This window comes from Citrobacter sp. B72 (genome assembly GCF_016894305.1).
Lineage (GTDB): Bacteria > Pseudomonadota > Gammaproteobacteria > Enterobacterales > Enterobacteriaceae > Citrobacter > Citrobacter portucalensis.
This window is the reverse complement of the sequence record NZ_CP069801.1, coordinates 1,073,561-1,096,150: the sequence shown is the minus strand read 5'-3', so window position 1 is coordinate 1,096,150 and position 22,590 is coordinate 1,073,561. Positions and strand designations below refer to the sequence as shown.

The following is a 22,590-nucleotide window of genomic DNA, read 5'->3' as shown; positions in this document are numbered from 1 at the left end:
AAACCATTAAAATCAAAAAGATAAAAAGTTGGCACGCAACCTGCAATAAGCAAAACATCTTTTTTAGAAAAACGCTGAATTAATTACTGAGGTTGCTATGTCTATTCTGGTTAAAAATAACATTCATTGGGTTGGCCAACGTGACTGGGAAGTTCGTGATTTCCACGGGACTGAATACAAAACGCTGCGCGGCAGCAGCTACAACAGCTATCTCATCCGTGAAGAAAAAAATGTCCTGATCGATACAGTAGACCACAAGTTTAGCCGTGAATTCGTGCAGAATCTGCGCAGTGAAATTGACCTCGCGGATATCGACTACATCATCATTAACCACGCGGAAGAAGACCATGCAGGGGCGCTGACTGAGCTGATGTCCTGCATCCCGGACACGCCGATTTACTGCACAGCCAACGCCATTGACTCCATCAACGGGCATCACCATCACCCGGAGTGGAACTTTAACGTGGTGAAAACCGGTGATTCACTGGACATTGGTAACGGCAAACAGCTGATCTTCGTTGAAACGCCAATGCTGCACTGGCCTGACAGCATGATGACCTACATGACCGGCGACGCGGTGCTGTTCAGTAACGACGCCTTCGGTCAGCACTACTGCGACGAACGTCTGTTTAACGACGAAGTTGACCAGACCGAACTGTTCGAACAGTGCCAGCGTTACTACGCCAACATTCTGACGCCGTTCAGCCGTCTGGTTACACCGAAAATTACTGAGATCCTCGGCTTCAACCTGCCTGTCGATATGATTGCTACTTCCCACGGCGTGGTATGGCGCGACAACCCGACGCAAATCGTGGAAATGTATCTGAAATGGGCGGCGGATTATCAGGAAGACCGCATCACCATTTTCTACGACACCATGTCCAACAACACCCGCATGATGGCGGACGCTATAGCCCAGGGCATCAACGAAGTTGACCCGAACGTGGCGGTGAAAATCTTTAACGTCGCCCGTAGCGATAAGAACGAAGTTCTGACTAACGTCTTCCGCTCTAAAGGCGTGCTGGTCGGTACTTCGACGATGAACAACGTGATGATGCCAAAAATCGCCGGTTTGGTGGAAGAGATGACCGGCCTGCGTTTTCGTAACAAACGCGCCAGCGCCTTTGGCTCACACGGCTGGAGCGGCGGCGCAGTAGACCGTTTGTCTACGCGTTTGCAGGATGCTGGTTTCGAAATGTCGCTGAGCCTGAAAGCGAAATGGCGTCCGGACCTGGATGCGCTGGAACTATGCCGCCAGCACGGCCGTGAAATCGCGCGTCAGTGGGCGCTTGCTCCACTGCCGGAAACAACCGTAAAAGCCGCATCCAAAGAAGAAGAATGCGCTTGCGCCGCTGCGGCTGCCGCCGATCTTGGCCCTAGCATGCAGTGCAGCGTGTGCCAGTGGATTTACGACCCGGCAAAAGGTGAACCGCTGCAGGATGTTGCGCCGGGAACGCCGTGGAGCGACGTGCCTGACAACTTCCTGTGCCCGGAATGTTCATTAGGTAAAGACGTCTTCGACGTCCTGGCAACGGAGGCAAAATGAGCCGCGGAATTGTCATTATTGGTTCGGGCTTCGCCGCCCGCCAGTTAGTCAAAAATATCCGTAAGCAGGATGCAAATGTCCCGCTGACCCTGATTGCTGCGGACAGCATGGATGAGTACAACAAGCCTGATCTCAGCCATGTTATCAGTCAGTCACAGCGTGCAGACGACCTCACCCGCCAGCCGGCGGGGGAGTTTGCCGAACAGTTTAATTTGCGCATGTTCCCGCACACCTGGGTAACCGACATCGATGCTGATGCCCACGTAGTGAAAAGCCAGGATCAGCAGTGGCAGTACGACAAACTGGTGCTGGCGACGGGCGCTTCAGCCTTTGTACCGCCGGTTACCGGACGTGAGTTAATGCTCACGTTGAACAGCCAACAAGAGTATCGCGCTTGTGAAACGCAGCTGCGTGACGCCCAGCGGGTACTGATAGTCGGCGGCGGCTTGATTGGCAGTGAACTGGCGATGGATTTTTGTCGTGCCGGTAAAGCGGTAACGCTTATCGACAACGCCGCCAGCATTCTGGCTTCGCTGATGCCGCCGGAAGTCAGCAGTCGCTTACAGCATCGTCTGACCGATATGGGCGTACACCTGCTGCTGAAATCACAGCTTCAGGGGCTGGAGAAAACGGCGTCAGGTATTCGTGCCACGCTCGATCGTAGCCGCAGCGTAGAAGTCGATGCGGTGATCGCCGCCACCGGCTTACGCCCGGAGACCGCACTGGCGCGTCGTGCCGGATTGAACATCAATCGTGGCGTCTGCGTCGATAGCTACCTGCAAACCAGCCACCCGGACATTTATGCTCTCGGCGACTGTGCGGAGATTAACGGTCAGGTGCTCCCGTTCCTGCAGCCGATTCAGCTGAGCGCCATGTATCTGGCGAAAAACCTGCTCGGCGGCAATGCGCCATTGAAACTGCCAGCCATGCTGGTAAAAGTCAAAACGCCAGAACTGCCTCTGCATTTGGCCGGGGAAACCCAGCGCCGCGATCTGAACTGGAACATCGCCGCCGAAGCGCAGGGGATGGTCGCCAGAGGGATGAACGACGAAGGCCAGCTGTGTGCGTTTGTCGTCAGTGAAGACCGCATGAAAGAGGCCTTTGCGCTGCTGAAAACGTTGCCTGTGTAAGTCTGGGATGCCGGATGGTGCCGCTTCGCGTCTTATCCGGCCTGCGACTTTGCCCGGCAACGCTGCTACTGATTTATTAACCTCACGCACATGGATGTGCGTTGCCACTTGTCGGTATGCCCCGACATGTTTTTCTTGCCCCGCCAGTCCCGGGGCTTTTTTTTATTTTTGCGCCAACGCTCGCGCTGCGGCAATCACGCCCTGCCCCAATGACAACCCGCCGTCGCCCGCCGGTAAACGCTGCGGGAACAGTAAGGTAAAATCACGCAGATAAAACGCCAGACGGGCCGACAATAAGCGGTTATGCATCACGCCACCGCTAAATACTAACGTCTTAATCCCGCGCGCTTCGGCCTGCATTCGCATCAGAGAGGCAAACCCACGCGCCAGCGCGTCGTGAAACGCCCACGCCCTTTCTGCTGGTTTGGCCTGCCAGTTCAGCCATTGCTGCCAAAAAACTGCTAAGTCCAGCTGATTGTCATCAAGCGGCACCGTGACTGGGTGATCAACGCCATCACATTGCGATGCCATCGCCTCAAGCGCACAGGCCGCTTCACCTTCATAACTCAATGATTCCGGTGCACATTGCAACGCGGCGGCAACGGCATCAAACAGTCGTCCGCACGATGACGCCAGCGGAGCGTTAATTCCCCGTTCAATAGCGCGCGCCAGCACGTTCCAGTTTTGATGTTGCAGCACCAATGTTTCCGGATAACGCTGCCAGTCAGGAACAAAACGCAGGCACTGCGCGAGCAGATTACGCCACGGCTGTTTTGCCGCCAGATCGCCGCCCGCCAGCGCTACCGCCGGTAAGCCGCCAAGGTGTTCGCATTCACGATAGTTAACTCGCAAACACTCCCCACCCCACAGCGCGCCGTTTTCCCCCATACCGATACCGTCTAGCGTCAGAGCAATCACATCACCGCCATTGAGCGGCCAGCTGTGCTCCGCAAGACACGCAGCGGCATGCGCATGGTGATGCAGCACCGTTTCAGTTGGCAGCTCCATTTCACTGGCCCACTGGCTGGAAACATAGCCAGGGTGTGCATCATGCACGATACGCTGCGGCGTAAAGTCATAAATGTTCTGGATCAGGCGTAGCGCATCACGCCACTGTTGCTGAATGCCGTCATCGCTAAGATCGCCCAAATGCTGGCTGATAACCGCCTGCTCGCCGCGCACCAGACAGAAAGTATTTTTCAGATCCGCACCTAAGCACAGCATCGGCGGCACGTCGAGAAATCCTGGTGGTAGTGCGACCGCATCCGGCACATAACCCCGGGAACGACGCAGCATTTCCCCACTGTCACGCACCACGGAGTCATCCATCCGCTGCACAATTTCGCGATTATGCAGCAGGAAACCGTCGGCAATGTCGTGTAAATCTTCCAGCGCCTGGGCGTTGGTAATGGCCGGAGGCCTGCCGCTGAGGTTGCCAGAGGTCATCACCAGCGGACAATTCATCTCTTGTAAGAGTAAATGCTGTAACGGATTCGCTGGCAGCATGACGCCAACCTCCGTTAACCCCGGCGCAATGCCCTCGCTCAATGCAGCGACATAGCGTTTCTGCACCAGCACGATCGGCGCAGCAGGGTTAGTCAGCAAACGACGAGCGGGTTCAGGCAATCCTTCATCAGAGGGCAGCATCACTGCCAGAGGTTTCGCCGGACGGTGTTTGCGCAGCCTGAGTAGCGCTACGGCGTTATCATTTCGCGCATCGCACACCAGATGAAACCCACCAATGCCTTTAACCGCCACAATACCGCCTGCTTTCAGCCGCGTTACCGCCGCCTGCAGCGCCTCTTCTTTCTCCGCTCGCTCACCTGCACAGAACCACTCCAGATGAGGGCCGCATGCCGGACAAGCCACTGGCTGGGCGTGGAAGCGACGGTCGTACGGATCGCGATACTCTTTGTCACATTGCGCGCAGAGTGGGAATGACGCCATTACGGTAAACGGACGATCGTAGGGCATCGCGCGGATAATCGTAAAACGCGGACCACAGTGGGTGCAGTTGATAAAGGGGTATCGGTAACGACGTTCGCCGGGGGTGTTCATTTCTACAAGGCATTCGGGACAGGTCGCGGCGTCCGGAACGATTTGCGTATTCATCGTACCGCCAGCACTTTGACGAATCGAGAAATCGGCAGGCTGCTGCGTCCAGGCGAATGGTTCGCTCTCAACGCTGTCAATGCACGCCAGCGGTGGGCAGTGTTGATACAACTGCGCAATAAACTCCGCCGGATCTTCCTGTAAGCGCACAACCACACCGTCACCGTCGTTACACACATCGCCATGCAGTTGTAAGCGCTGCGCCAGTTGCCAGACGTAGGGGCGAAATCCGACGCCCTGTACTTTGCCGCGAATACGCAGCTGTACGCCGGAGTGGTTGTTTATTGTCATTAAGTCGTTCCCGCAGTCATCTATCCCGGTTTGCCTGATGGCGCTACGCTTATCAGGCCTACGTGGATGCGAACAGTAGGCCGGATAAGGCAAAGCCGCCATCCGGCATAAGTACTACCGTATTTTACGCGGATTTTCAGATATCAGAACAGCAAAGATGCGGTGGAATCCAGCGCGGCGCGACGACGTTTTTCCGCGCTCAGTTGCTCAAGCTTATTGCGATCCACATATATCAGTGCGTGAGTCGGGCACACTTCCATACAGGCAGGACCGGCCTCACGATGGTGGCACAGGTCGCACTTATTGGCTTCAGCTTTTTCTGCACGGACGTTCAGACCTGCGCCGCTGTTACGCACGACCGGACGCACGACCACTTCCATTGCGCCGTAAGGACAAGCCACAACGCAGGTTTTACAGCCAATGCAGCGTTCCTGCATTACGTGGACAAAACCTTTATCACGGCTGATCGCACCGTTCGGACAGACGTTAGCGCACGGCGCGTCTTCGCACTGGCGGCACAGCGTCGCCGTGGAGACATTAACGCCTTTGATGACGTGAATGCGGGGTAAAAAGGTTTCAGGGGTCAGCGATGCGCAGTCCTGGTTATCCTGATGGGATACCACGCAGGCCACTTCACAGGTACGGCAACCAATGCATTTATTGGCGTCTGCAATGATGAAACGGTTCATCAATTTCTCCAGCAATGACAGAATATCTGCCGAAGCATACACAAATCGTGCCAGAATTTAATTTGCTGTTTTTAAAGGTATTTTATTCTGAAGAACGCAAGAAGGGCGTGTCATCGTCACTAGTGACGATGACAAATGACAGCTGTCAGCGCGAAACGGGCGGCGCAACTGAGTCGCGCGCAATGAGTTCACCGGTGAAGGTCTTTGACGGCGTAAACGCCCCGTCACCTAACATAAAGATCAGGCGCCCAATCGTTTCCTGAATCATTTCTGTTACCGGAATTTTAACGCTGGAAAGCGCCGGAATAGTGTATGGCGCGAGGGCGATATCATCAAAGCCAATCACCGACACCTGTGCGGGAACGCTCACACCATGCTCGTGCAACTGCTTCATCGCGCCGATCGCCATATCGTCATTGCTGGCCACCAATGCGGTAAAATTGACCTTGCGCGAAAGCAAAGTATCCACACCCGCTGCGCCGCAGGCTGGCGTCCATTTCCCTTTAACAATCAGATCATTATTTAGCGCGATCCCATGATGTGCCAGCGCGTCTTTATAGCCTGAAAGTCGCTCCACGCCGGTTGGCGAATCCATCGAGCCGGTAATAAAACCAATCTCTTTATGCCCGGTGGCAATGAGCTGAGTAACGGCGTTAAAGCTGGTCTGCTTTTGATCGCACCATACGCTGTGGCTACTGTTTTTCCGCAGGCGTCGATTAAGCACCATAATCGGCTGGCTGTGGGCATCGATGATGTCATCTATCTCATCCACGCTGAGAAAACGCGGATATATCATAATCGCGTCACAGCGCAGGTCGAGCAGATACTGGATCGCCTGGCGCTCTTCCTCAGCGCTATGCTTACCGTCAGCCAGTAACAGCTGGCGCCCTTTATCTTCCGCCATCCGCGCGGTATGAAACAGCAGTTCGCTGAAATAGACGCCGTGATAAAGGGTGTTTGTTACCACCAGACCCAGTGTCTGCGTGGTTTTCGCCGCGAGACTGCGCGCCAGCAAATTTGGGCGGTAACCACTCTCTTCAATAGCCTGAAACACGCGGTCTTTGGTTTCCTGGCTGACATAGCCGTTTCCGGAAAGCACCCGGGAAACCGTCGCTTTCGACACTCCGGCACGCTTCGCCACCTCCAGCATCGTGGTCATATTACTCATCCCTTTTCTCTCAATGTGACGCAGTGTACTGCACCGTTTTGCCGCTGTCCTTGCTGCTAAATCGCAGACGCTGACATCTGGTGATCGGAGTCACAATTACAAAAATTGATCAAAATTAAATCTTGATCAGTTAATACAATTTAAACATGATTTTGTGGAACCGGTTTCCTATCTGCGTTTCATCAACCCAGAAAAGCGACCCACGTAAACGGATAAAAAATAACGTACTCTACTGATAAAACAGGATTAAATCCGATGTCCAAGAATTATGCAGCGCTGGCGCGCTCCGTTGTGACGGCTCTGGGAGGCGTCGACAACATCACAGCAGTGACCCACTGTATGACCCGTTTGCGTTTCGTTATCAAAGATGACTCGCAGGTCGACAGCGCGACGCTGAAAACCCTCACTGGCGTGCTGGGCGTGGTGCGCAACGAGAACCAGTGTCAGGTGATTATCGGCAACACCGTTTCGCAGGCATATCGTGAAGTGGTCAGCCTGTTGCCTGCCAACATGCAGCCTGCTGAGCCGCAAATCAAACCCCGACTGACGCTGAAGCGAATTGGCGCGGGGATCCTTGATGCGCTGATCGGCACAATGTCGCCGTTGATCCCGGCGATTATCGGCGGATCAATGCTCAAGCTGCTGGCGATGGTTCTGGAAATGACCGGCGTGCTGGTGAAAGGATCGTCCACGCTCACCATTCTGACCGTCATTGGCGACGGTGCATTCTTCTTCCTGCCACTGATGGTCGCCGCGTCGGCCGCTATCAAATTCAAAACCAACATGTCGCTGGCTATCGCCATCGCGGGCGTACTGGTGCATCCCAGCTTTATCGACCTTATGGCGAAGGCCGCGCAGGGTGAGCACGTTGAGTTTGCCCTGATCCCAGTGACGGCGGTGAAATACACCTACACGGTGATCCCGGCGCTGGTCATGACCTGGTGCTTGTCATACATCGAACGCTGGGTCGATCGTATAACTCCGGCGGTGACCAAAAACTTCCTCAAACCGATGCTGATCGTGCTGATCGCTGCCCCGCTCGCCATCGTCATCATTGGCCCGATCGGTATCTGGATCGGTAACGCGATTTCAGCGCTGGTCTATACCATCCACGGCTATCTCGGCTGGCTGTCAGTGGCCATTATGGGCGCGCTGTGGCCGCTGCTGGTAATGACCGGTATGCACCGTGTCTTTACGCCAACCATTATTCAGACGATTGCCGAAACCGGAAAAGAAGGCATGGTAATGCCGTCGGAAATCGGCGCCAACTTGTCGTTAGGTGGTTCATCGCTGGCAGTGGCATGGAAAACCAAAAACCCGGAGCTGCGCCAGACTGCATTAGCAGCTGCCGCCTCAGCCATCATGGCGGGCATTTCCGAACCCGCGCTATATGGCGTGGCAATCCGCTTGAAACGTCCGCTGATTGCGAGCCTTATCAGCGGTTTTATCTGCGGTGCTGTTGCTGGAATGGCCGGGCTTGCAAGCCACTCCATGGCGGCTCCAGGTCTGTTCACCAGCGTCCAGTTTTTCGATCCGGCCAATCCGATGACCATCGTTTGGGTATTTGGCGTGATGGCACTGGCGGTAGTGCTTTCTTTTGTACTAACGCTGATTCTCGGCTTTGAAGATATTCCTGTCGAAGATGCAGCCGCGCAGGCCAGAAAAAACCAGGCCGCACAACCGGGCAATATCAATGGAGCCAGCATTTGACTGGTATGAACTGAGGTTAATTATGTCTGTTTTTCCGCAAGGATTTTTATGGGGCGGCGCACTGGCCGCCAACCAGTCTGAAGGGGCATACCGGGAAGGCGGCAAAGGGCTGACTACCGTCGATATGATCCCCCACGGCACACACCGCATGCCCGTCAAACTGGGTCAGGAAAAGCGCTTTACGCTGCGGGATGACGAATTTTATCCCAGCCATCAGGCGATCGACTTTTATCATCGCTATAAAGAAGATATCGCGCTGATGGCGGAAATGGGGTTTACGGTTTTTCGTACTTCCATTGCCTGGAGCCGCCTCTACCCTAACGGCGACGAGCTGACGCCGAATGAAGACGGAATCGCGTTTTATCGGGCCGTGTTTGCCGAGTGTAAAAAATACGGTATTGAGCCATTAGTCACGCTGTGTCACTTCGATGTGCCTATGCATCTGGTCACCGAGTACGGCTCCTGGCGTAACCGCAAAATGGTGGAGTTCTTTACCCGCTACGCCCGTACCTGCTTCGAGGCCTTTGACGGTCTGGTGAAGTACTGGCTGACGTTCAACGAAATCAACATTATGCTGCACAGCCCCTTTTCAGGCGCCGGGCTGGTATTTGAAGAAGGTGAAAATCAGGATCAGGTGAAATATCAGTCCGCTCACCACGAACTGATAGCCAGCGCCCTGGCGACTAAAATAGCCCATGAAATTAATCCGCAAAACCAGGTCGGTTGTATGCTGGCTGGCGGTAATTTTTATCCTTACTCGTGTAAGCCGGAAGATGTGTGGACCGCACTGGAAAAAGACCGTGAAAACCTGTTCTTTATTGATGTGCAGGCGCGCGGGGCCTACCCGGCTTACTCTGCCCGCGTGTTTCGCGAAAAAGGCGTGGTAATCGAAAAAGCCCCGGAAGACGACGACATCCTGAAAAACACCGTCGATTTCGTCTCGTTCAGCTATTACGCATCGCGCTGCGCCTCCGCTGAAATGAACACGGGCAATACCAGCGCCGCCAACGTGGTGAAGTCGCTGCGTAATCCGTACATTGCCGCCAGTGAATGGGGCTGGGGAATCGATCCGCTCGGCCTGCGCATCACCATGAATATGATGTATGACCGCTACCAGAAGCCGCTGTTTCTGGTGGAAAACGGGCTGGGAGCGAAAGATGAAATCGATGCTAACGGTGAGATCAATGACGACTATCGCATCAGCTATTTACGCGAACATATTCGCGCCATGGCAGACGCGATTGAAGATGGCGTGCCGCTGATGGGTTACACCACCTGGGGCTGTATCGATCTGGTTTCTGCCTCAACCGGTGAGATGAGCAAACGCTACGGTTTTGTATATGTGGACCGCGATGACGCGGGCAACGGCACGCTGGCACGTACCCGTAAGAAATCATTCTGGTGGTACAAAAAAGTCATCGCCAGTAACGGTGCCGATCTGGCATGACGGATCTGCCGGAGGGGGTTACAGCCTTCCGGCAGAAGTACATATTTTCATTTCATTTATTACATTCCGGATTTGGAATCGTCCTTCCAGTTTCAGGTTTGCCCTCCCCCTTTTTTACTGGCATTTTATTCAGTAGTTTTTAATCCAGGCCGTTCACCACAAGGAAGCGTGCATGTTTGATAAAAAGGGCAAAACAGCGGTGGCAATCACCAAACCGGTACGTCGCTTGAAAGTCAGCTATGTCAGAAAACGCCATGAAGATCCAAAAACGGGTTATACGCGACGAATCAGTCGTCACGCCTCACTCACGCTGAACGGCGACTGGCTGGAACAAGCTGGATTTCCGACCGGTACAGCAGTGAATGTATCAGTGATGCAGGGGAAATTAATTATTGAGCAGGCAATTGAATGACGAGGATACACTGGGAAAACAGGCCGGATGTCGTTCACATCCGGCACTGATACGGTTTACTCTTCTGGTGCTTCCAGCTCGGAGAATCCACCGTGTCCTTCCCAACCGGCTAATCGCTGATAGACGGTATCAACAGCATCTTTGATCGGCTGTGTCATCGGGTAGTAAAAACCGACGATGTCCGGTTGAATGCCGAGGAAAATTACCTCACCAACATCGTCTTTCAGCTGATCTACCAGGTAGTTCAGCGGCATGTTGTGGGTGGTCATCATGAACATCTCGGCAATGTCATCGGGATCGATAATGCGGATTTCACCGGGGTTCAACCCCATATCGGTGGCATCAACAATCAACAAACGCTGCGGACGCAGTTCACGGATGGCGACAATATCGTTCTCCGGCGCGCTACCGCCGTCGATGACAACCCAGTTGCCTTGAGGATTTGCAGCACACATTTCAGCCAGCAGCGGGCCCGCGCCGTCATCGCCCATCATGCTGTTACCCACACATAATAAAACGTCAGTCACGGTGTCTCCTCACCATCAGATAGATGGCGCTTTCCTGGTGTATGTCGTGCAGCATGCTAAGCATCAGCTTGCTCCACTCCTGCTGCTGAGGAGTCTGCACGGCACGCGCATCATCGAACGCGCGCGCCAGCATTTGTACATGGTTGAAATCGATAACGATCTCGCCGTATTTCGGCACGCCTTCCATTTTCCGGCGGGCTTCGCTTCCCTCTGCAAGGGTAGCAATCCATGCCAAATATTCGTCCCATGGACAAGTTAACGCCGCTTCCAGGCAATCGATGATCCCAAGGTGGTGACCAATCGCCAGGCTGTAATAGACAACCTGCTGCGCCTCAGCGGGCGTCGCATCGTTCTCATCAATAAATTTACGGCTCAGTTGACTGAACACCACCGTTTCACTCATCGGATACGCGCCTCTTCGACAACATGGTTAAGATGCGCGACGATCTCGGTCAGACGCGGATCGTTTTCCGCTTCCAACCAGCGCGCCACTTGATGCTCGCCCTGCCCTAACTGCGTCATATAGTCATCAGCAATCTGGCGACCATAGCGGTATCCCGCCAGACGGCGAGCCTCGCGGTCTACCTTGACGCGCAGCGGCTGAACCATATCCGGATGCAGAATTTCCGCCGGCTGTTCGTCCAGTTCACCCGGCGCACGCGCGTGAATTTTTTGCTCCAGCAGACCCAACGCCATGGCAAAACCATACAGCGTTGCCGCAGGCGTCGGCGGACAACCTGGAATATACACGTCCACCGGTACGATTTTGTCCGTGCCGCCCCATACGCAGTATAAATCGTGGAAGATACCGCCGCTGTTCCCACAAGCACCGTAAGAGATACAAATTTTCGGATCTGGCGCAGACTGCCAGGCACGCAGCGCCGGAGAGCGCATGGCACGGGTTACCGCGCCGGTAAACAGCAGGATATCCGCATGACGCGGCGACGGTACCACTTTGATACCAAAGCGTTCGGCATCAAACAGCGGAGAGAGCGTGGCGAAAATTTCGATTTCGCAGCCGTTGCAGCCGCCGCAGTCCACACGATAAACATACGCTGAACGCTTGATGCTTTTCAGCAGCGATGCTTTCATGCTGGCAATGGATTCATCCACCGTCATCGGTACCGGAATACCGTTGGCGTCACGTGGGCCTAATAAATTGCTCATCAGCTGGCCTCTTTCATATGGCGAGTCAGTTCAATACGGTCAGACGGCACCAGACATTTCTGGCGCTTACAATCCGGGCAGGTCTCAAAGCTTTCACGGTGGTTTTCCGCGCGGCTATCACCGTTGTGCTTAAGCAGCGCAATGGCGTAATCAATCTCTTTTTGTACCGCGAACGGGCGGTTACAGACGCGGCAGTTACACAGCGAAAAGCGAGACTGCTGCAGGAAATCTTCTTTCTTCCATACCGCCAGCTCATATTCCTGCGACAGCTTGATCGCCGCCGTCGGGCAAACTTCTTCGCAGCGGGCGCAGAAGATGCAGCGACCGAGGTTGAACTGCCACGCCAGCTCATTGGTAACCAGATCGGTTTCTACCGTCAGCGCGTTCGACGGGCACGCATTCACACAGGCCGCACAGCCGATGCACTGCTGCGGATTATGTTCCGGTTTGCCACGGAAGTTTTTATCGACCGCAATCGGCTCCAGCGGATACGACGACGTCGGTGCCCCGGTTTTGATGACTTTTTTGATAAAGGTAAACATGGCGATTCCTTATTTCAGCGGCGAGTTTTTACGCTCGATGCTGTAGCGCTCAAGTTCTTTGTACGGCACGACTTTGCTCTTCTTCTTACGCACATCGACCACAGTCATACGGTCAGTACAGGAGTAGCAAGGATCGAGGCTACCGATAATCAGCGGGGCATCGGAAACGGTATTGCCACGCAGCATGTAGCGCAGCGTCGGCCAGTTGGCGTAAGTCGCCGCACGGCAGCGCCAGCGATACAGTTTCTGGTTGTCGCCGGTCATGCTCCAGTGGATGTCATCTCCACGCGGCGCTTCAGCAAAGCCCAGTGCAAAACGGTGAGGAATATAGGTAAAGCCTTCCACCGCCAGCGGTCCGCCCGGCAGGTTGTCCAGACCAAAGTCGATCATGTTCAGTGCGGTATAGACTTCATTGATACGGACTTTCAGGCGAGAAATAACGTCGCAGCCCTGCTCGCTGTGAACTTCCATCGGCAGCAGGCCATAGCCTACAAACGGGTGATCGGCGCGGGTGTCACGCGCGTGACCGCTGGCGCGAACCATCGGACCGACGTTACTAAAGTCGCGAGCGATTTCTGGATCCAAACGACCAATACCCACGGTACGCTGTTCCATGTTCGGCGTGCTGAGCAGCATATCGACCAGTTCCTGCACCTCACGACGCATCTGCTGCGCCAGTTGACGGGTCTGGATCATATCGTCTTTCAGCAGGTCACGACGGATACCGCCGATCAGGTTCATACCGTAAGTTTTACGCGCCCCGGTGAGGATCTCCGCCATCTTCATCGACGTTTCACGCACGCGGAAGAACTGCATAAAGCCGGAGTCAAAACCGGTGAAGTGACAGGCCAGGCCGAGGTTCAGCAGATGCGAGTGCAAACGCTCCACTTCCAGCAGAATGGCGCGGATCATCTGCGCGCGTTCCGGCACCACGATACCCATCGCATTCTCTACGGAGGTGGTATAGGCGGTGCTGTGGGCAAAACCGCAGATGCCGCACACGCGGTCCGACAGGAACGTCACTTCGTTGTAACCCATACGGGTTTCCGCCAGTTTCTCCATGCCGCGGTGGACATAGAACAGACGGTAATCGGCGTCGATGATGTTCTCGCCGTCAACAAACAGGCGGAAGTGACCGGGTTCATCGGAGGTGACGTGCAACGGGCCAATCGGCACCACGTTATTTTTCTTGTCGCCCAGTTCGTTGATGAACTCGTAGGTTTCAGCATCGGTAGTCGGCGCCGGGCGCTGACGATAATCCATGCTGTCTTTACGCAGCGGATACAGCTCGTCCGGCCAGTCATCCGGTAACACCAGACGGCGCTCATCCGGTAAACCAACCGGGATCAAACCGTACATGTCGCGCACTTCACGCTCGCCCCAGACCGCTGCTGGAACGCGCGGCGTGACGGACGGGAACTCCAGTTTATTGGCATCGACTTCAACGCGGACGGTAATCCAGCACTTAGTGCCCTGCTCCATCGACATCACGTAATAAACGGCGTAATGGCCGCACAGCTGACGTTCGTCGTTACCAAACAGCACGGACAACCAGCCGCCCTGTTTGTAGTACAGGAACTCCACCACTTCCGGCAGGTAGTTCACCTTGACGGTGATCGTCAGCTGATCTTTGGTCTGCCAGGCTTCATCCAGCACCACGCCCGGAAAGGCCTGGTGCAGCGCAGCGAGATATTGTTGACCTAATTTTTCTTCAGACATGCTCAAACTCTCTTAAATCACGCCACCAGCAAGGAGACGAACGCTAAAAACGCAAACCCAAAACCGGCCCAGGTCACGCGTGAAGTGGCGCAAAAACGCAGACGCGCCATGCTGTTTTCGAACAGGGCGATGACCAGCACGCCGAGGACCAGCTTGACGACGGCAATCACCAGCGCCAGCAGCAGTCCACCGGCGGTGAAGGTTTCCATCTGTCCCCACGGCAGGAACACGCCAACGAACATTTGCAGAACGACCAGCTGTTTGAGGCTAATGCCCCACTTCAGCACGGCAAAACCGCTGCCGCTGTATTCAGTCAATGGACCTTCCTGCAGCTCCTGCTCTGCTTCCGCCAGATCGAACGGCAGTTTGCCCATTTCGATAAAGGTGGCGAAAGCACAGGCGCACAGTGCCAGAATCAGCGGGATGCTGCGCGCAGCAGGCCAGTGGTAAATGGTATCGGCGATATTGCTGATATGGGTTGAACCCGCAACCTGTGCCGCTACCCACAGCCCCAGTAGCAGGATAGGTTCAACCAGCACACCGAGCATCGCTTCACGGCTGGCGCCAATGGCGGTAAACGGGCTACCGGTATCCAGTCCCGCGATAGAGAAGAAGAAACGGGCGATGGCGAACAGGTAAATTAAGGTGATCAGATCGCCAAGTTGTGGCAGCGGCGAGCCAACGGTCACTACCGGCAACGCAGTGGCGATAGTCAGCATCACGCCCACCATCACAAACGGCGTCAGGCGGAAAACCCAGCTGGAATCCGCAGGCGCAATGCTCTGACGGCCCAGCAGTTTGATAATGTCGCGGTATTCCTGCAAAACGCCCGGACCGCGGCGATTGTGCAAACGCGCACGCGCCACGCGGGTAACACCGGACAGCAGCGGCGCAACGGCAAACAGCACCAGCGCCTGAATTAACGGATATAAAACACTCATTCTCAGGCTCCTCGAGAAACCACAATCACCACCAGCACCGCCAGCTCAATCAGTGCCAGGCGACGGAACAGCACCGGTGCAGCCGCATTCTGCCAGCCCGGAACCAGTGATACCGGGTTCAGCCATTTACGCAGTTTGAGTACTGGGGCAAAGGCTTCTTTCACCGGCATGGCAAAACCGTGCGCGGTAATCACCATTGACTGCTCGTGATCGTAACCACACACCCATGCCGCACCGCGTGAACGCGACGGCAGACGGTTGCCTTTGAAAATGGCCATGATGATGAACGGCAGCAGCGGACACGCGATCAGCAGCAGCGTGATCATTGGCTGAGAAACGGTGGTGTTCGCGGTTTCCAACGGCAGCGGAACGGCGGAGGAGATCATCGGCAGCAGCCACGGCGCAGCAACGCCGCCAATCACGCAGCAGATAGCCAGCGCGACGACGCTCACTCCCATCAGGATTGGCGCGCAGCAGGCATTTTCAGCTTCCTTCGTGCGCGGTGCGCCAAGGAACGTAACGCCATAGACTTTCGCCATACACATCACCGCCAGCGCGCCGGTAATTGCCAGCCCTACCGCCAGCAACGGCCCTAACAGGCTACCGACAAACGCGCCGCTGTTGCCAAGCTTAAAGAAGGATTGGTAGATAACCCACTCACCGGCAAAACCGTTCAGCGGCGGCAGTGCGGCCATCGCCATCAGACCAACCAGCATCGCCAGCGAGATAACCGGCATACGTTTACCGATACCGCCCAGTTTTTCGATATCACGATGACCGGTACGGAACCAGATGCTGCCTGCACCCAGGAACAGAACGCTTTTGAACAGGCTGTGGTTTACCAGGTGGTACAGACCGCCGGTCAAACCCAGCGCGATCAGCGCCGGTTGATTCAGGGAAATTCCGGTCACGCCAGCGCCCAGACCCAGCAGAATAATGCCGATGTTTTCCAGCGTGTGGTACGCCAGCAGGCGCTGGATGTTGTGTTCCATCAGCGCATACAGACCGCCAACAAACGCGGTGATCATGCCCAGCACCAGCAGCGTAATCCCCCACCACAGCGGCGCGTTACCGCCCAGCAGCGACAGGGAGAGAATACCCAGCAGACCAACCTTCATGACGACGGTAGAGAACAGCGCCGCAGCCGGTGCGCTGGCATTGGCGTGTGCCTGTGGCACCCAACCGTGCAGAGGAATAATCCCGGCCAGCAGGCCAAAACCTGCCACGCCCAGCAGCCAGATGTCAGATCCGAGCGGCAGCTCCTGGGTGCGCAGGTCTAGCAGACGCAGCTCCAGAGTGCCGTAACGTTGCCACACCAGGTAGCAGGCGACCGCCAGCAGCAGCGTACCAATACGCCCCAGCGCAAACCACAGTTTGCCTTCTTTACTGCATCCGGTGAGGAACACGGCACACAGCGCCATGATTTCCGCCATCACCACCAGCGTACCGAGGTTACTGGCAACCACCGCACATACCGCCGCGGCCATCAGCAGATTCACCAGCAGGCCGTTAGCTTTCACCTGCGGATGACGATGCCAGTCAATGTTGTACAGGCTGACAAACAGGCCGCACAGGCCCAGTGTAATCAGCCAGATAGCATTCAGCGGAGTAATTTGCAGACTGTGACCAATAAACGGCATCACGCCGCTCACTGCCAGCGCATTAGTCAGAACGGTAAAACCCGCGGCTGCCGTACACAGGCTGCCGACCGCACCGCCAACCCCAGCAATCCAGCCGCTCAGCGATTTATGAAATGAAAACAGAAATGCCAGAACCGCAGCCGCTGTAAACCAGGCCACGCCGCTGTTAATCAGTGAAATTGCGCTCATTTTGCATCCCCACTCTGAGCCTGCTGAAACAAGGTGAGATCGCCGAAATCGGTATTGAAAGTCAGCTCACGCTTACGTTTGCTGGCGCGGGCGATATCCATGTTGCTCACCAAGTGCAGGGCTTTGGTCGGACACATGCGCACGCAGGCCGGACCTTGCTCGTCAAAACTACACAGATCGCATTTCACCGCGATGGCACGAACGCCAGGAACCCAGTCCAACAGCGAACTCACGCGAGCAGGCGCTGGCGGAGCCGGAGGCGCTTTTGGCGTATTGGCGTTTGCCGGAATGTGTAGCGGACGGCTACCGGAAAACTCTATCGCGCCAAACGGACAAGCGATCCCGCACAGTTTGCAGCTTACGCACAGGCTTTCGTTCAGCTGTACGGCACCATCAACGCGGTTAATGGCATTAACCGGACACACGGTGGCGCAAGGCGCATCTTCACACTGGTGGCAAAGCTGCGGCGCGGATTCTTTTTCATTTAACATCACTTTCAGGCGCGGCATTGACTGCAGGCCATGCTGGCGATGTGTCTCTGAGCAGGCGGCTTCACAGGTGTGGCAGCCAATACAAAGAGTGGAGTCAGCAATTACAAAACGATTCACCAGGCATTCCTCAGGTGATAGTCATTTTTGACGAAAACATGTCTACCAAATGTCATTTCGACATTTTTCGACATGCCCATTCCCTAAAACGTCGTGACGCAGTATGTAGACCGCACCATGACAAAGTGGGCAGCACCCGAGGCTTAAGCCGGGCTATGTCCCTCAACCAGCTGGCTTAAATTCACCGGCATATTGTTCTCAACCGCGGTGTACAGGCTGTCGTAGACGGTGGCGATTTTTTCGAGATAGTGCTCCAGCACCTGCTCGCGATCGCGGTTGCTAATACGCTCATCGACCTTACCGTCGATAGTCAATTCTGCCTGTGCAATCAGCTGCTTATCATCACCGTCTTTCGTTTCGACGTAGTATTCGATGGTATGGCTGTTAAAGCCGTCCGCCAGCGTGACGTAGATAGTGAAGTGTTCAAAAAGGACGAAGCAGAGATCCTTGTCCGGTGCGCAGCTCATCGCATGATGCAAACGCGCTTTTGACAGGGTGATCCCCTGAACCAGCGAGTTGCAGTAAATACGCCACTGGTCCTGTAGGCGACGATGCCGTTCAGCGATGTAATCGGCTTTTTCGCTTATTTCCCAAATAGTCATGTCAGGTTACCCGTTTAGCAGAGATGAACAGCCTTAAGCACATTTCATGCCAAAATTAAATCACTTAATTTTCATATAGATAAAAAATCAAAGGCGGGTGACGACATGTCATTTCGTCATCGTCGTCATTGTCACGAATGAAAAAAATCAACCTGGCATGCTTATTGCTTTTACTACGGCAACTTCACAGGAGGCGGTATGCACGAAATAACCCTCTGCCAACGGGCACTGGAATTGATTGAACAACAGGCCACGCAACACGGTGCTAAGCGAGTAACTGGGGTCTGGCTCAAAATTGGCGCATTTTCTTGCGTAGAAACCAGCGCTCTCTCCTTTTGTTTTGATCTGGTATGCCGCGGGACCCTTGCAGAAGGTTGTAAACTCCACCTCGAAGAACAAGAAGCCGAATGTTGGTGCGAATCTTGTCAGCAATACGTCACGTTACTGACGCAACGCGTGCGCCGATGTCCGCAATGCAACAGCGATATGCTGAGAATTGTGGCCGATGACGGCTTACAGATTCGACGTATTGAAATAGATGAAACTCCAGCGCCGGATGGCGACGCTTAAGCGTCTTATCCAGCCTACAGAAAGAGCTCGTTTGTAGGCCGGATAAGGCAACGTAGACATCCGGCAACAGATGTATCGCAAGTAAAAAGATCAGGAGTGAGCGATGTGTACGACATGTGGTTGCGCTGAAGGCAACCTATATATAGAGGGTGATGAGCATAATCCCCACTCGGCGTTTCGCAGCGCGCCATTTGCCCCGGCGGCTCGTCCGGCGCTGAATATTACCGGTGTGAAGACCTCAAATTTCACACCGAGCCAGACCGAAGAAGGCGATTTGCACTACGGTCACGGTGAGGCCGGAACCCACGCACCAGGTATGAGCCAACGCCGTATGCTGGAAGTGGAAATTGACGTACTGGACAAAAACAACCGCCTCGCCGAGCGCAACCGTGCCCGCTTTGCGGCCCGTCAGCATCTGGTGCTGAACCTTGTTTCAAGCCCGGGCTCTGGTAAAACTACCCTGCTGACCGAAACGCTGATGAAGCTGAAAGATAGCGTGCCGTGCGCCGTTATCGAAGGTGACCAGCAGACGGTGAACGATGCCGCCCGTATTCGCGCCACAGGCACGCCCGCCATTCAGGTCAACACCGGTAAAGGTTGCCACCTTGACGCACAAATGATTGCTGACGCCGCGCCGCGTTTGCCGCTTGACGATAACGGTATTCTGTTCATTGAAAACGTCGGCAACCTGGTCTGCCCGGCCAGCTTCGACCTCGGCGAGCGCCATAAAGTGGCCGTGCTTTCAGTAACCGAAGGTGAAGACAAACCGCTGAAATACCCGCATATGTTTGCCGCCGCATCGCTGATGCTGCTCAACAAAGTGGATCTACTGCCGTACCTCAATTTTGACGTTGAAAAATGCATTGCCAGCGCCCGGGAAGTGAACCCGGGGATTGAGATTATCCTAATTTCCGCCACCAGTGGTGAAGGGATGGATCAATGGCTCTCCTGGCTGGAGACGCAGCGATGTGCATAGGTGTTCCGGGTCAAATCCGCACCATTGATGGCAACCAGGCCAAAGTCGACGTTTGCGGTATTCAGCGCGACGTCGACCTGACGCTGGTCGGTAGCTGTGATGAACATGGCCAACCGCGTCTCGGCCAGTGGGTACTGGTCCACGTCGGTTTTGCTATGAGCATCATTAATGAAGCTGAAGCGCGCGATACGCTCGACGCGCTGCAAAACATGTTTGACGTTGAGCCGGATGTCGGCGCGTTGCTGTACGGCGAGGAAAAATAAATGCGTTTTGTTGACGAATACCGCGCACCAGAACAGGTGATGCAGTTGATAGAGCACCTGTGTGAACGTGCCGCCCACCTCTCCTACACGGCTGAACGCCCGCTGCGGATCATGGAAGTTTGTGGTGGTCATACCCACGCTATCTTCAAATTCGGGCTCGACCAGTTGTTACCGGAAAACGTGGAGTTTATTCATGGTCCGGGTTGCCCGGTTTGCGTTCTGCCGATGGGCAGAATCGACAGCTGTGTAGAAATTGCCAGCCATCCAGAAGTAATTTTCTGCACCTTTGGCGACGCTATGCGCGTCCCGGGTAAGCAAGGCTCCCTACTGCAAGCCAAGGCGCGTGGTGCGGATATCCGCATCGTCTACTCACCGATGGATGCACTGAAGCTGGCGCAGGAAAACCCAACGCGTAAAGTGGTGTTCTTTGGCCTGGGTTTTGAAACCACAATGCCAACGACCGCTATCACCCTGCAACAGGCAAAGCAGCGTGACGTGCAGAACTTTTACTTTTTCTGCCAGCACATCACGCTTATCCCTACGCTGCGCAGCCTGCTGGAACAGCCGGACAACGGTATCGACGCCTTTTTAGCGCCGGGCCACGTCAGCATGGTGATTGGCACCGACGCCTACAACTTCATTGCTTCAGATTTCCATCGCCCGCTGGTGGTCGCCGGTTTCGAACCGCTTGATCTCCTGCAAGGCGTAGTGATGTTAATTGAGCAGAAAATTGCAGCCCAAAGCCAGGTAGAAAACCAGTACCGCCGCGTGGTACCGGATGCCGGTAACGCGTTAGCGCAGCAGGCCATTGCCGAGGTGTTCTGCGTCAATGGTGACAGCGAATGGCGCGGTCTGGGCGTTATCGAATCCTCTGGCGTTCACCTGACGCCGGACTATCATCGCTTTGATGCCGAAGCACATTTCCAGCCAGCGCCGCAGCAGGTATATGACGATCCGCGCGCGCGTTGTGGGGAAGTGCTGACGGGCAGATGTAAACCACATCAGTGCCCGTTATTTGGCAAAACGTGTAACCCGGAGACCGCGTTTGGCGCCCTGATGGTCTCCTCAGAAGGCGCATGTGCCGCCTGGTATCAGTATCGTCAGCAGGAGTGTGAAGCATGAGCAGCGTACAACTCGCCCACGGTAGCGGCGGTCAGGCTATGCAGCAGTTGATCAACAGTCTGTTTATGGAGGCTTTCGCGAATCCGTGGCTGGCGGAACAAGAAGATCAAGCGCGTCTGGAACTGGCACAACTGGTGGCAGAAGGCGACCGTCTGGCGTTTTCAACTGACAGCTACGTTATCGATCCGTTGTTCTTCCCCGGCGGCAATATCGGCAAGCTGGCCATCTGTGGTACGGCTAACGATGTCGCGGTCAGCGGAGCTATTCCACGCTACCTCTCCTGCGGTTTTATCCTCGAAGAGGGTCTGCCGATGGAGACACTGAAAACCGTTGTTAACAGCATGGCAGCAACCGCGCGCGAAGCAGGCATCGCCATCGTGACTGGCGATACCAAAGTCGTGCAGCGTGGTGCAGCAGACAAACTGTTCATTAACACTGCCGGAATGGGGGCAATTCCCGCCAACATTCACTGGGGTGCACAGACTCTCGGCGTGGGTGATGTGCTGCTGGTCAGTGGTTCGCTTGGCGATCACGGCGCAACTATCCTTAACCTACGCGAGCAATTGGGTCTGGATGGCGAACTGGTCAGCGACTGCGCGGTGTTAACACCTCTTATCCAGACGCTGCGTGATATTCCTGGCGTGAAGGCGCTTCGTGACGCCACCCGTGGCGGCGTGAATGCGGTGACGCATGAGTTTGCCGCATCATGTGGATTTGGTATTGAGCTGTCTGAAGCGGCCCTGCCCGTGAAGCCTGCGGTGCGTGGCGTTTGCGAGCTGCTGGGTCTGGATGCGCTCAACTTTGCCAACGAAGGCAAACTGGTGATTGCCGTTGAGCGTCAGGCCGCTGAAACCGTACTTGCCGCGCTGCGCGCGCATCCGTTAGGGTGCGATGCTGCAATGATTGGTGAAGTGGTCGAACGCAAAGGTGTTCGTCTTGCCGGACTCTACGGCGTGAAACGAACCCTCGATTTACCACACGCCGAACCATTACCTCGTATATGCTAGCAGCCGGTTGGCAGCATGCTGTAGGCCGGATAAGACGCATTTGTGTCACTATCCGGCATTAACGCTGCATAACGCCTGATGGCGCTTTGCTTATCAGGCCTACGGATTGCGTGACCAGCGAGTTTGCGGTCAGCCATCCGGCAATAATTTACGACTTATACCTATAATTCATTTACCGTTTTCGCACCGTTCTGCGGTGCTTTCCCTGGAAA

Annotated in this window: 22 protein-coding genes; 10 read left to right on the top strand and 12 right to left on the bottom strand. The window is 55.1% G+C overall.

What is annotated here, in order from left to right:
- Positions 1 to 97: 97 nt before the first annotated feature.
- Positions 98 to 1,546: an anaerobic nitric oxide reductase flavorubredoxin gene (norV, locus tag JQN59_RS05155; RefSeq protein WP_008785624.1), complete on the top strand. Its 1,449-nt coding sequence runs from the start codon at positions 98 to 100 to the stop codon at positions 1,544 to 1,546.
- Positions 1,543 to 2,676: an NADH:flavorubredoxin reductase NorW gene (gene norW / locus JQN59_RS05150; RefSeq protein ID WP_149607930.1), complete on the top strand. Its 1,134-nt coding sequence runs from the start codon at positions 1,543 to 1,545 to the stop codon at positions 2,674 to 2,676. The genes norV and norW overlap by 4 nt, the downstream gene beginning before the upstream one ends.
- Before the next feature lie 162 nt (positions 2,677 to 2,838).
- On the opposite strand, the gene hypF is transcribed toward norW, so the two are convergent.
- The 3 genes from hypF to JQN59_RS05135 all read right to left on the bottom strand — a co-directional run bounded on the left by hypF (position 2,839) and on the right by JQN59_RS05135 (position 6,927).
- Positions 2,839 to 5,079 (bottom strand): carbamoyltransferase HypF, encoded by a 2,241-nt coding sequence (gene hypF, locus JQN59_RS05145; protein WP_149607931.1) that lies wholly within the window; start codon positions 5,077 to 5,079, stop codon positions 2,839 to 2,841.
- Between the two features lie 143 nt (positions 5,080 to 5,222).
- Complete coding sequence (hydN, locus tag JQN59_RS05140) at positions 5,223 to 5,768, bottom strand: electron transport protein HydN (RefSeq protein WP_003037366.1); 546 nt, start codon at positions 5,766 to 5,768, stop codon at positions 5,223 to 5,225.
- 145 nt (positions 5,769 to 5,913) lie between these two features.
- Complete coding sequence (locus JQN59_RS05135; protein ID WP_048215688.1) at positions 5,914 to 6,927, bottom strand: LacI family DNA-binding transcriptional regulator; 1,014 nt, start codon at positions 6,925 to 6,927, stop codon at positions 5,914 to 5,916.
- 264 nt (positions 6,928 to 7,191) lie between these two features.
- On the opposite strand from JQN59_RS05135, the gene ascF reads away from it, so the two are divergent.
- The 3 genes from ascF (at position 7,192) to JQN59_RS05120 (ending at position 10,505) form a co-directional block, all read left to right on the top strand.
- Positions 7,192 to 8,646: a PTS cellobiose/arbutin/salicin transporter subunit IIBC gene (ascF, locus tag JQN59_RS05130; protein ID WP_149607932.1), complete on the top strand. Its 1,455-nt coding sequence runs from the start codon at positions 7,192 to 7,194 to the stop codon at positions 8,644 to 8,646.
- Positions 8,647 to 8,668: 22 nt separating this feature from the next.
- Positions 8,669 to 10,093 (top strand): 6-phospho-beta-glucosidase, encoded by a 1,425-nt coding sequence (locus tag JQN59_RS05125; protein ID WP_032945485.1) that lies wholly within the window; start codon positions 8,669 to 8,671, stop codon positions 10,091 to 10,093.
- A 172-nt stretch (positions 10,094 to 10,265) separates the two neighbouring features.
- A complete protein-coding gene (locus JQN59_RS05120) occupies positions 10,266 to 10,505 on the top strand; it encodes a SymE family type I addiction module toxin (protein WP_008785630.1) in 240 nt (79 codons plus the stop codon).
- A 56-nt stretch (positions 10,506 to 10,561) separates the two neighbouring features.
- On the opposite strand, the gene hycI is transcribed toward JQN59_RS05120, so the two are convergent.
- The 9 genes from hycI to hycA all read right to left on the bottom strand — a co-directional run bounded on the left by hycI (position 10,562) and on the right by hycA (position 18,440).
- Entirely contained in the window at positions 10,562 to 11,032 is a 471-nt protein-coding gene (gene hycI, locus JQN59_RS05115) for a hydrogenase maturation peptidase HycI (protein WP_003037382.1), read from the bottom strand.
- Positions 11,025 to 11,435, bottom strand: a complete 411-nt coding sequence (locus JQN59_RS05110; protein WP_003037385.1) for a formate hydrogenlyase maturation HycH family protein — start codon at positions 11,433 to 11,435, stop codon at positions 11,025 to 11,027. Before JQN59_RS05110 ends, hycI begins: the two co-directional genes overlap by 8 nt.
- A complete protein-coding gene (gene hycG / locus JQN59_RS05105; protein ID WP_149607933.1) occupies positions 11,432 to 12,199 on the bottom strand; it encodes a formate hydrogenlyase subunit HycG in 768 nt (255 codons plus the stop codon). The genes JQN59_RS05110 and hycG overlap by 4 nt, the downstream gene beginning before the upstream one ends.
- A complete protein-coding gene (hycF, locus tag JQN59_RS05100; RefSeq protein WP_038633082.1) occupies positions 12,199 to 12,741 on the bottom strand; it encodes a formate hydrogenlyase subunit HycF in 543 nt (180 codons plus the stop codon). Before hycF ends, hycG begins: the two co-directional genes overlap by 1 nt.
- A 9-nt stretch (positions 12,742 to 12,750) precedes the next feature.
- Entirely contained in the window at positions 12,751 to 14,460 is a 1,710-nt protein-coding gene (gene hycE / locus JQN59_RS05095) for a formate hydrogenlyase subunit HycE (protein WP_048215684.1), read from the bottom strand.
- 17 nt (positions 14,461 to 14,477) lie between these two features.
- Complete coding sequence (locus JQN59_RS05090) at positions 14,478 to 15,401, bottom strand: respiratory chain complex I subunit 1 family protein (protein ID WP_003825914.1); 924 nt, start codon at positions 15,399 to 15,401, stop codon at positions 14,478 to 14,480.
- A 2-nt stretch (positions 15,402 to 15,403) separates the two neighbouring features.
- The gene (gene hycC, locus JQN59_RS05085; RefSeq protein ID WP_003825912.1) at positions 15,404 to 17,230 is read right to left on the bottom strand and encodes a formate hydrogenlyase subunit 3; all 1,827 of its coding nucleotides are present in this window, start codon (positions 17,228 to 17,230) and stop codon (positions 15,404 to 15,406) included.
- Positions 17,227 to 17,838 carry a formate hydrogenlyase subunit HycB gene (hycB, locus tag JQN59_RS05080; protein WP_003825909.1) on the bottom strand — a complete coding sequence of 204 codons (612 nt, stop codon included), beginning with the start codon at positions 17,836 to 17,838 and terminating at the stop codon, positions 17,227 to 17,229. Before hycB ends, hycC begins: the two co-directional genes overlap by 4 nt.
- A 143-nt stretch (positions 17,839 to 17,981) precedes the next feature.
- Positions 17,982 to 18,440, bottom strand: coding sequence for a formate hydrogenlyase regulator HycA (gene hycA, locus JQN59_RS05075; RefSeq protein ID WP_008785633.1), 459 nt, complete (start codon positions 18,438 to 18,440; stop codon positions 17,982 to 17,984).
- A 198-nt stretch (positions 18,441 to 18,638) separates the two neighbouring features.
- Here hycA and hypA point away from each other — a divergent pair, with 198 nt between their 5' ends.
- From hypA to hypE, 5 genes are all read left to right on the top strand, one after another.
- Complete coding sequence (hypA, locus tag JQN59_RS05070; protein WP_008785634.1) at positions 18,639 to 19,010, top strand: hydrogenase maturation nickel metallochaperone HypA; 372 nt, start codon at positions 18,639 to 18,641, stop codon at positions 19,008 to 19,010.
- A gap of 103 nt (positions 19,011 to 19,113) precedes the next feature.
- The gene (hypB, locus tag JQN59_RS05065) at positions 19,114 to 19,986 is read left to right on the top strand and encodes a hydrogenase nickel incorporation protein HypB (RefSeq protein WP_003037409.1); all 873 of its coding nucleotides are present in this window, start codon (positions 19,114 to 19,116) and stop codon (positions 19,984 to 19,986) included.
- The gene (hypC, locus tag JQN59_RS05060; protein WP_003037411.1) at positions 19,977 to 20,249 is read left to right on the top strand and encodes a hydrogenase 3 maturation protein HypC; all 273 of its coding nucleotides are present in this window, start codon (positions 19,977 to 19,979) and stop codon (positions 20,247 to 20,249) included. Before hypB ends, hypC begins: the two co-directional genes overlap by 10 nt.
- Complete coding sequence (gene hypD / locus JQN59_RS05055; protein ID WP_103014823.1) at positions 20,250 to 21,371, top strand: hydrogenase formation protein HypD; 1,122 nt, start codon at positions 20,250 to 20,252, stop codon at positions 21,369 to 21,371.
- A complete protein-coding gene (gene hypE / locus JQN59_RS05050; RefSeq protein WP_048225272.1) occupies positions 21,368 to 22,378 on the top strand; it encodes a hydrogenase expression/formation protein HypE in 1,011 nt (336 codons plus the stop codon). The genes hypD and hypE overlap by 4 nt, the downstream gene beginning before the upstream one ends.
- The last annotated feature ends 212 nt before the right edge of the window (positions 22,379 to 22,590 follow it).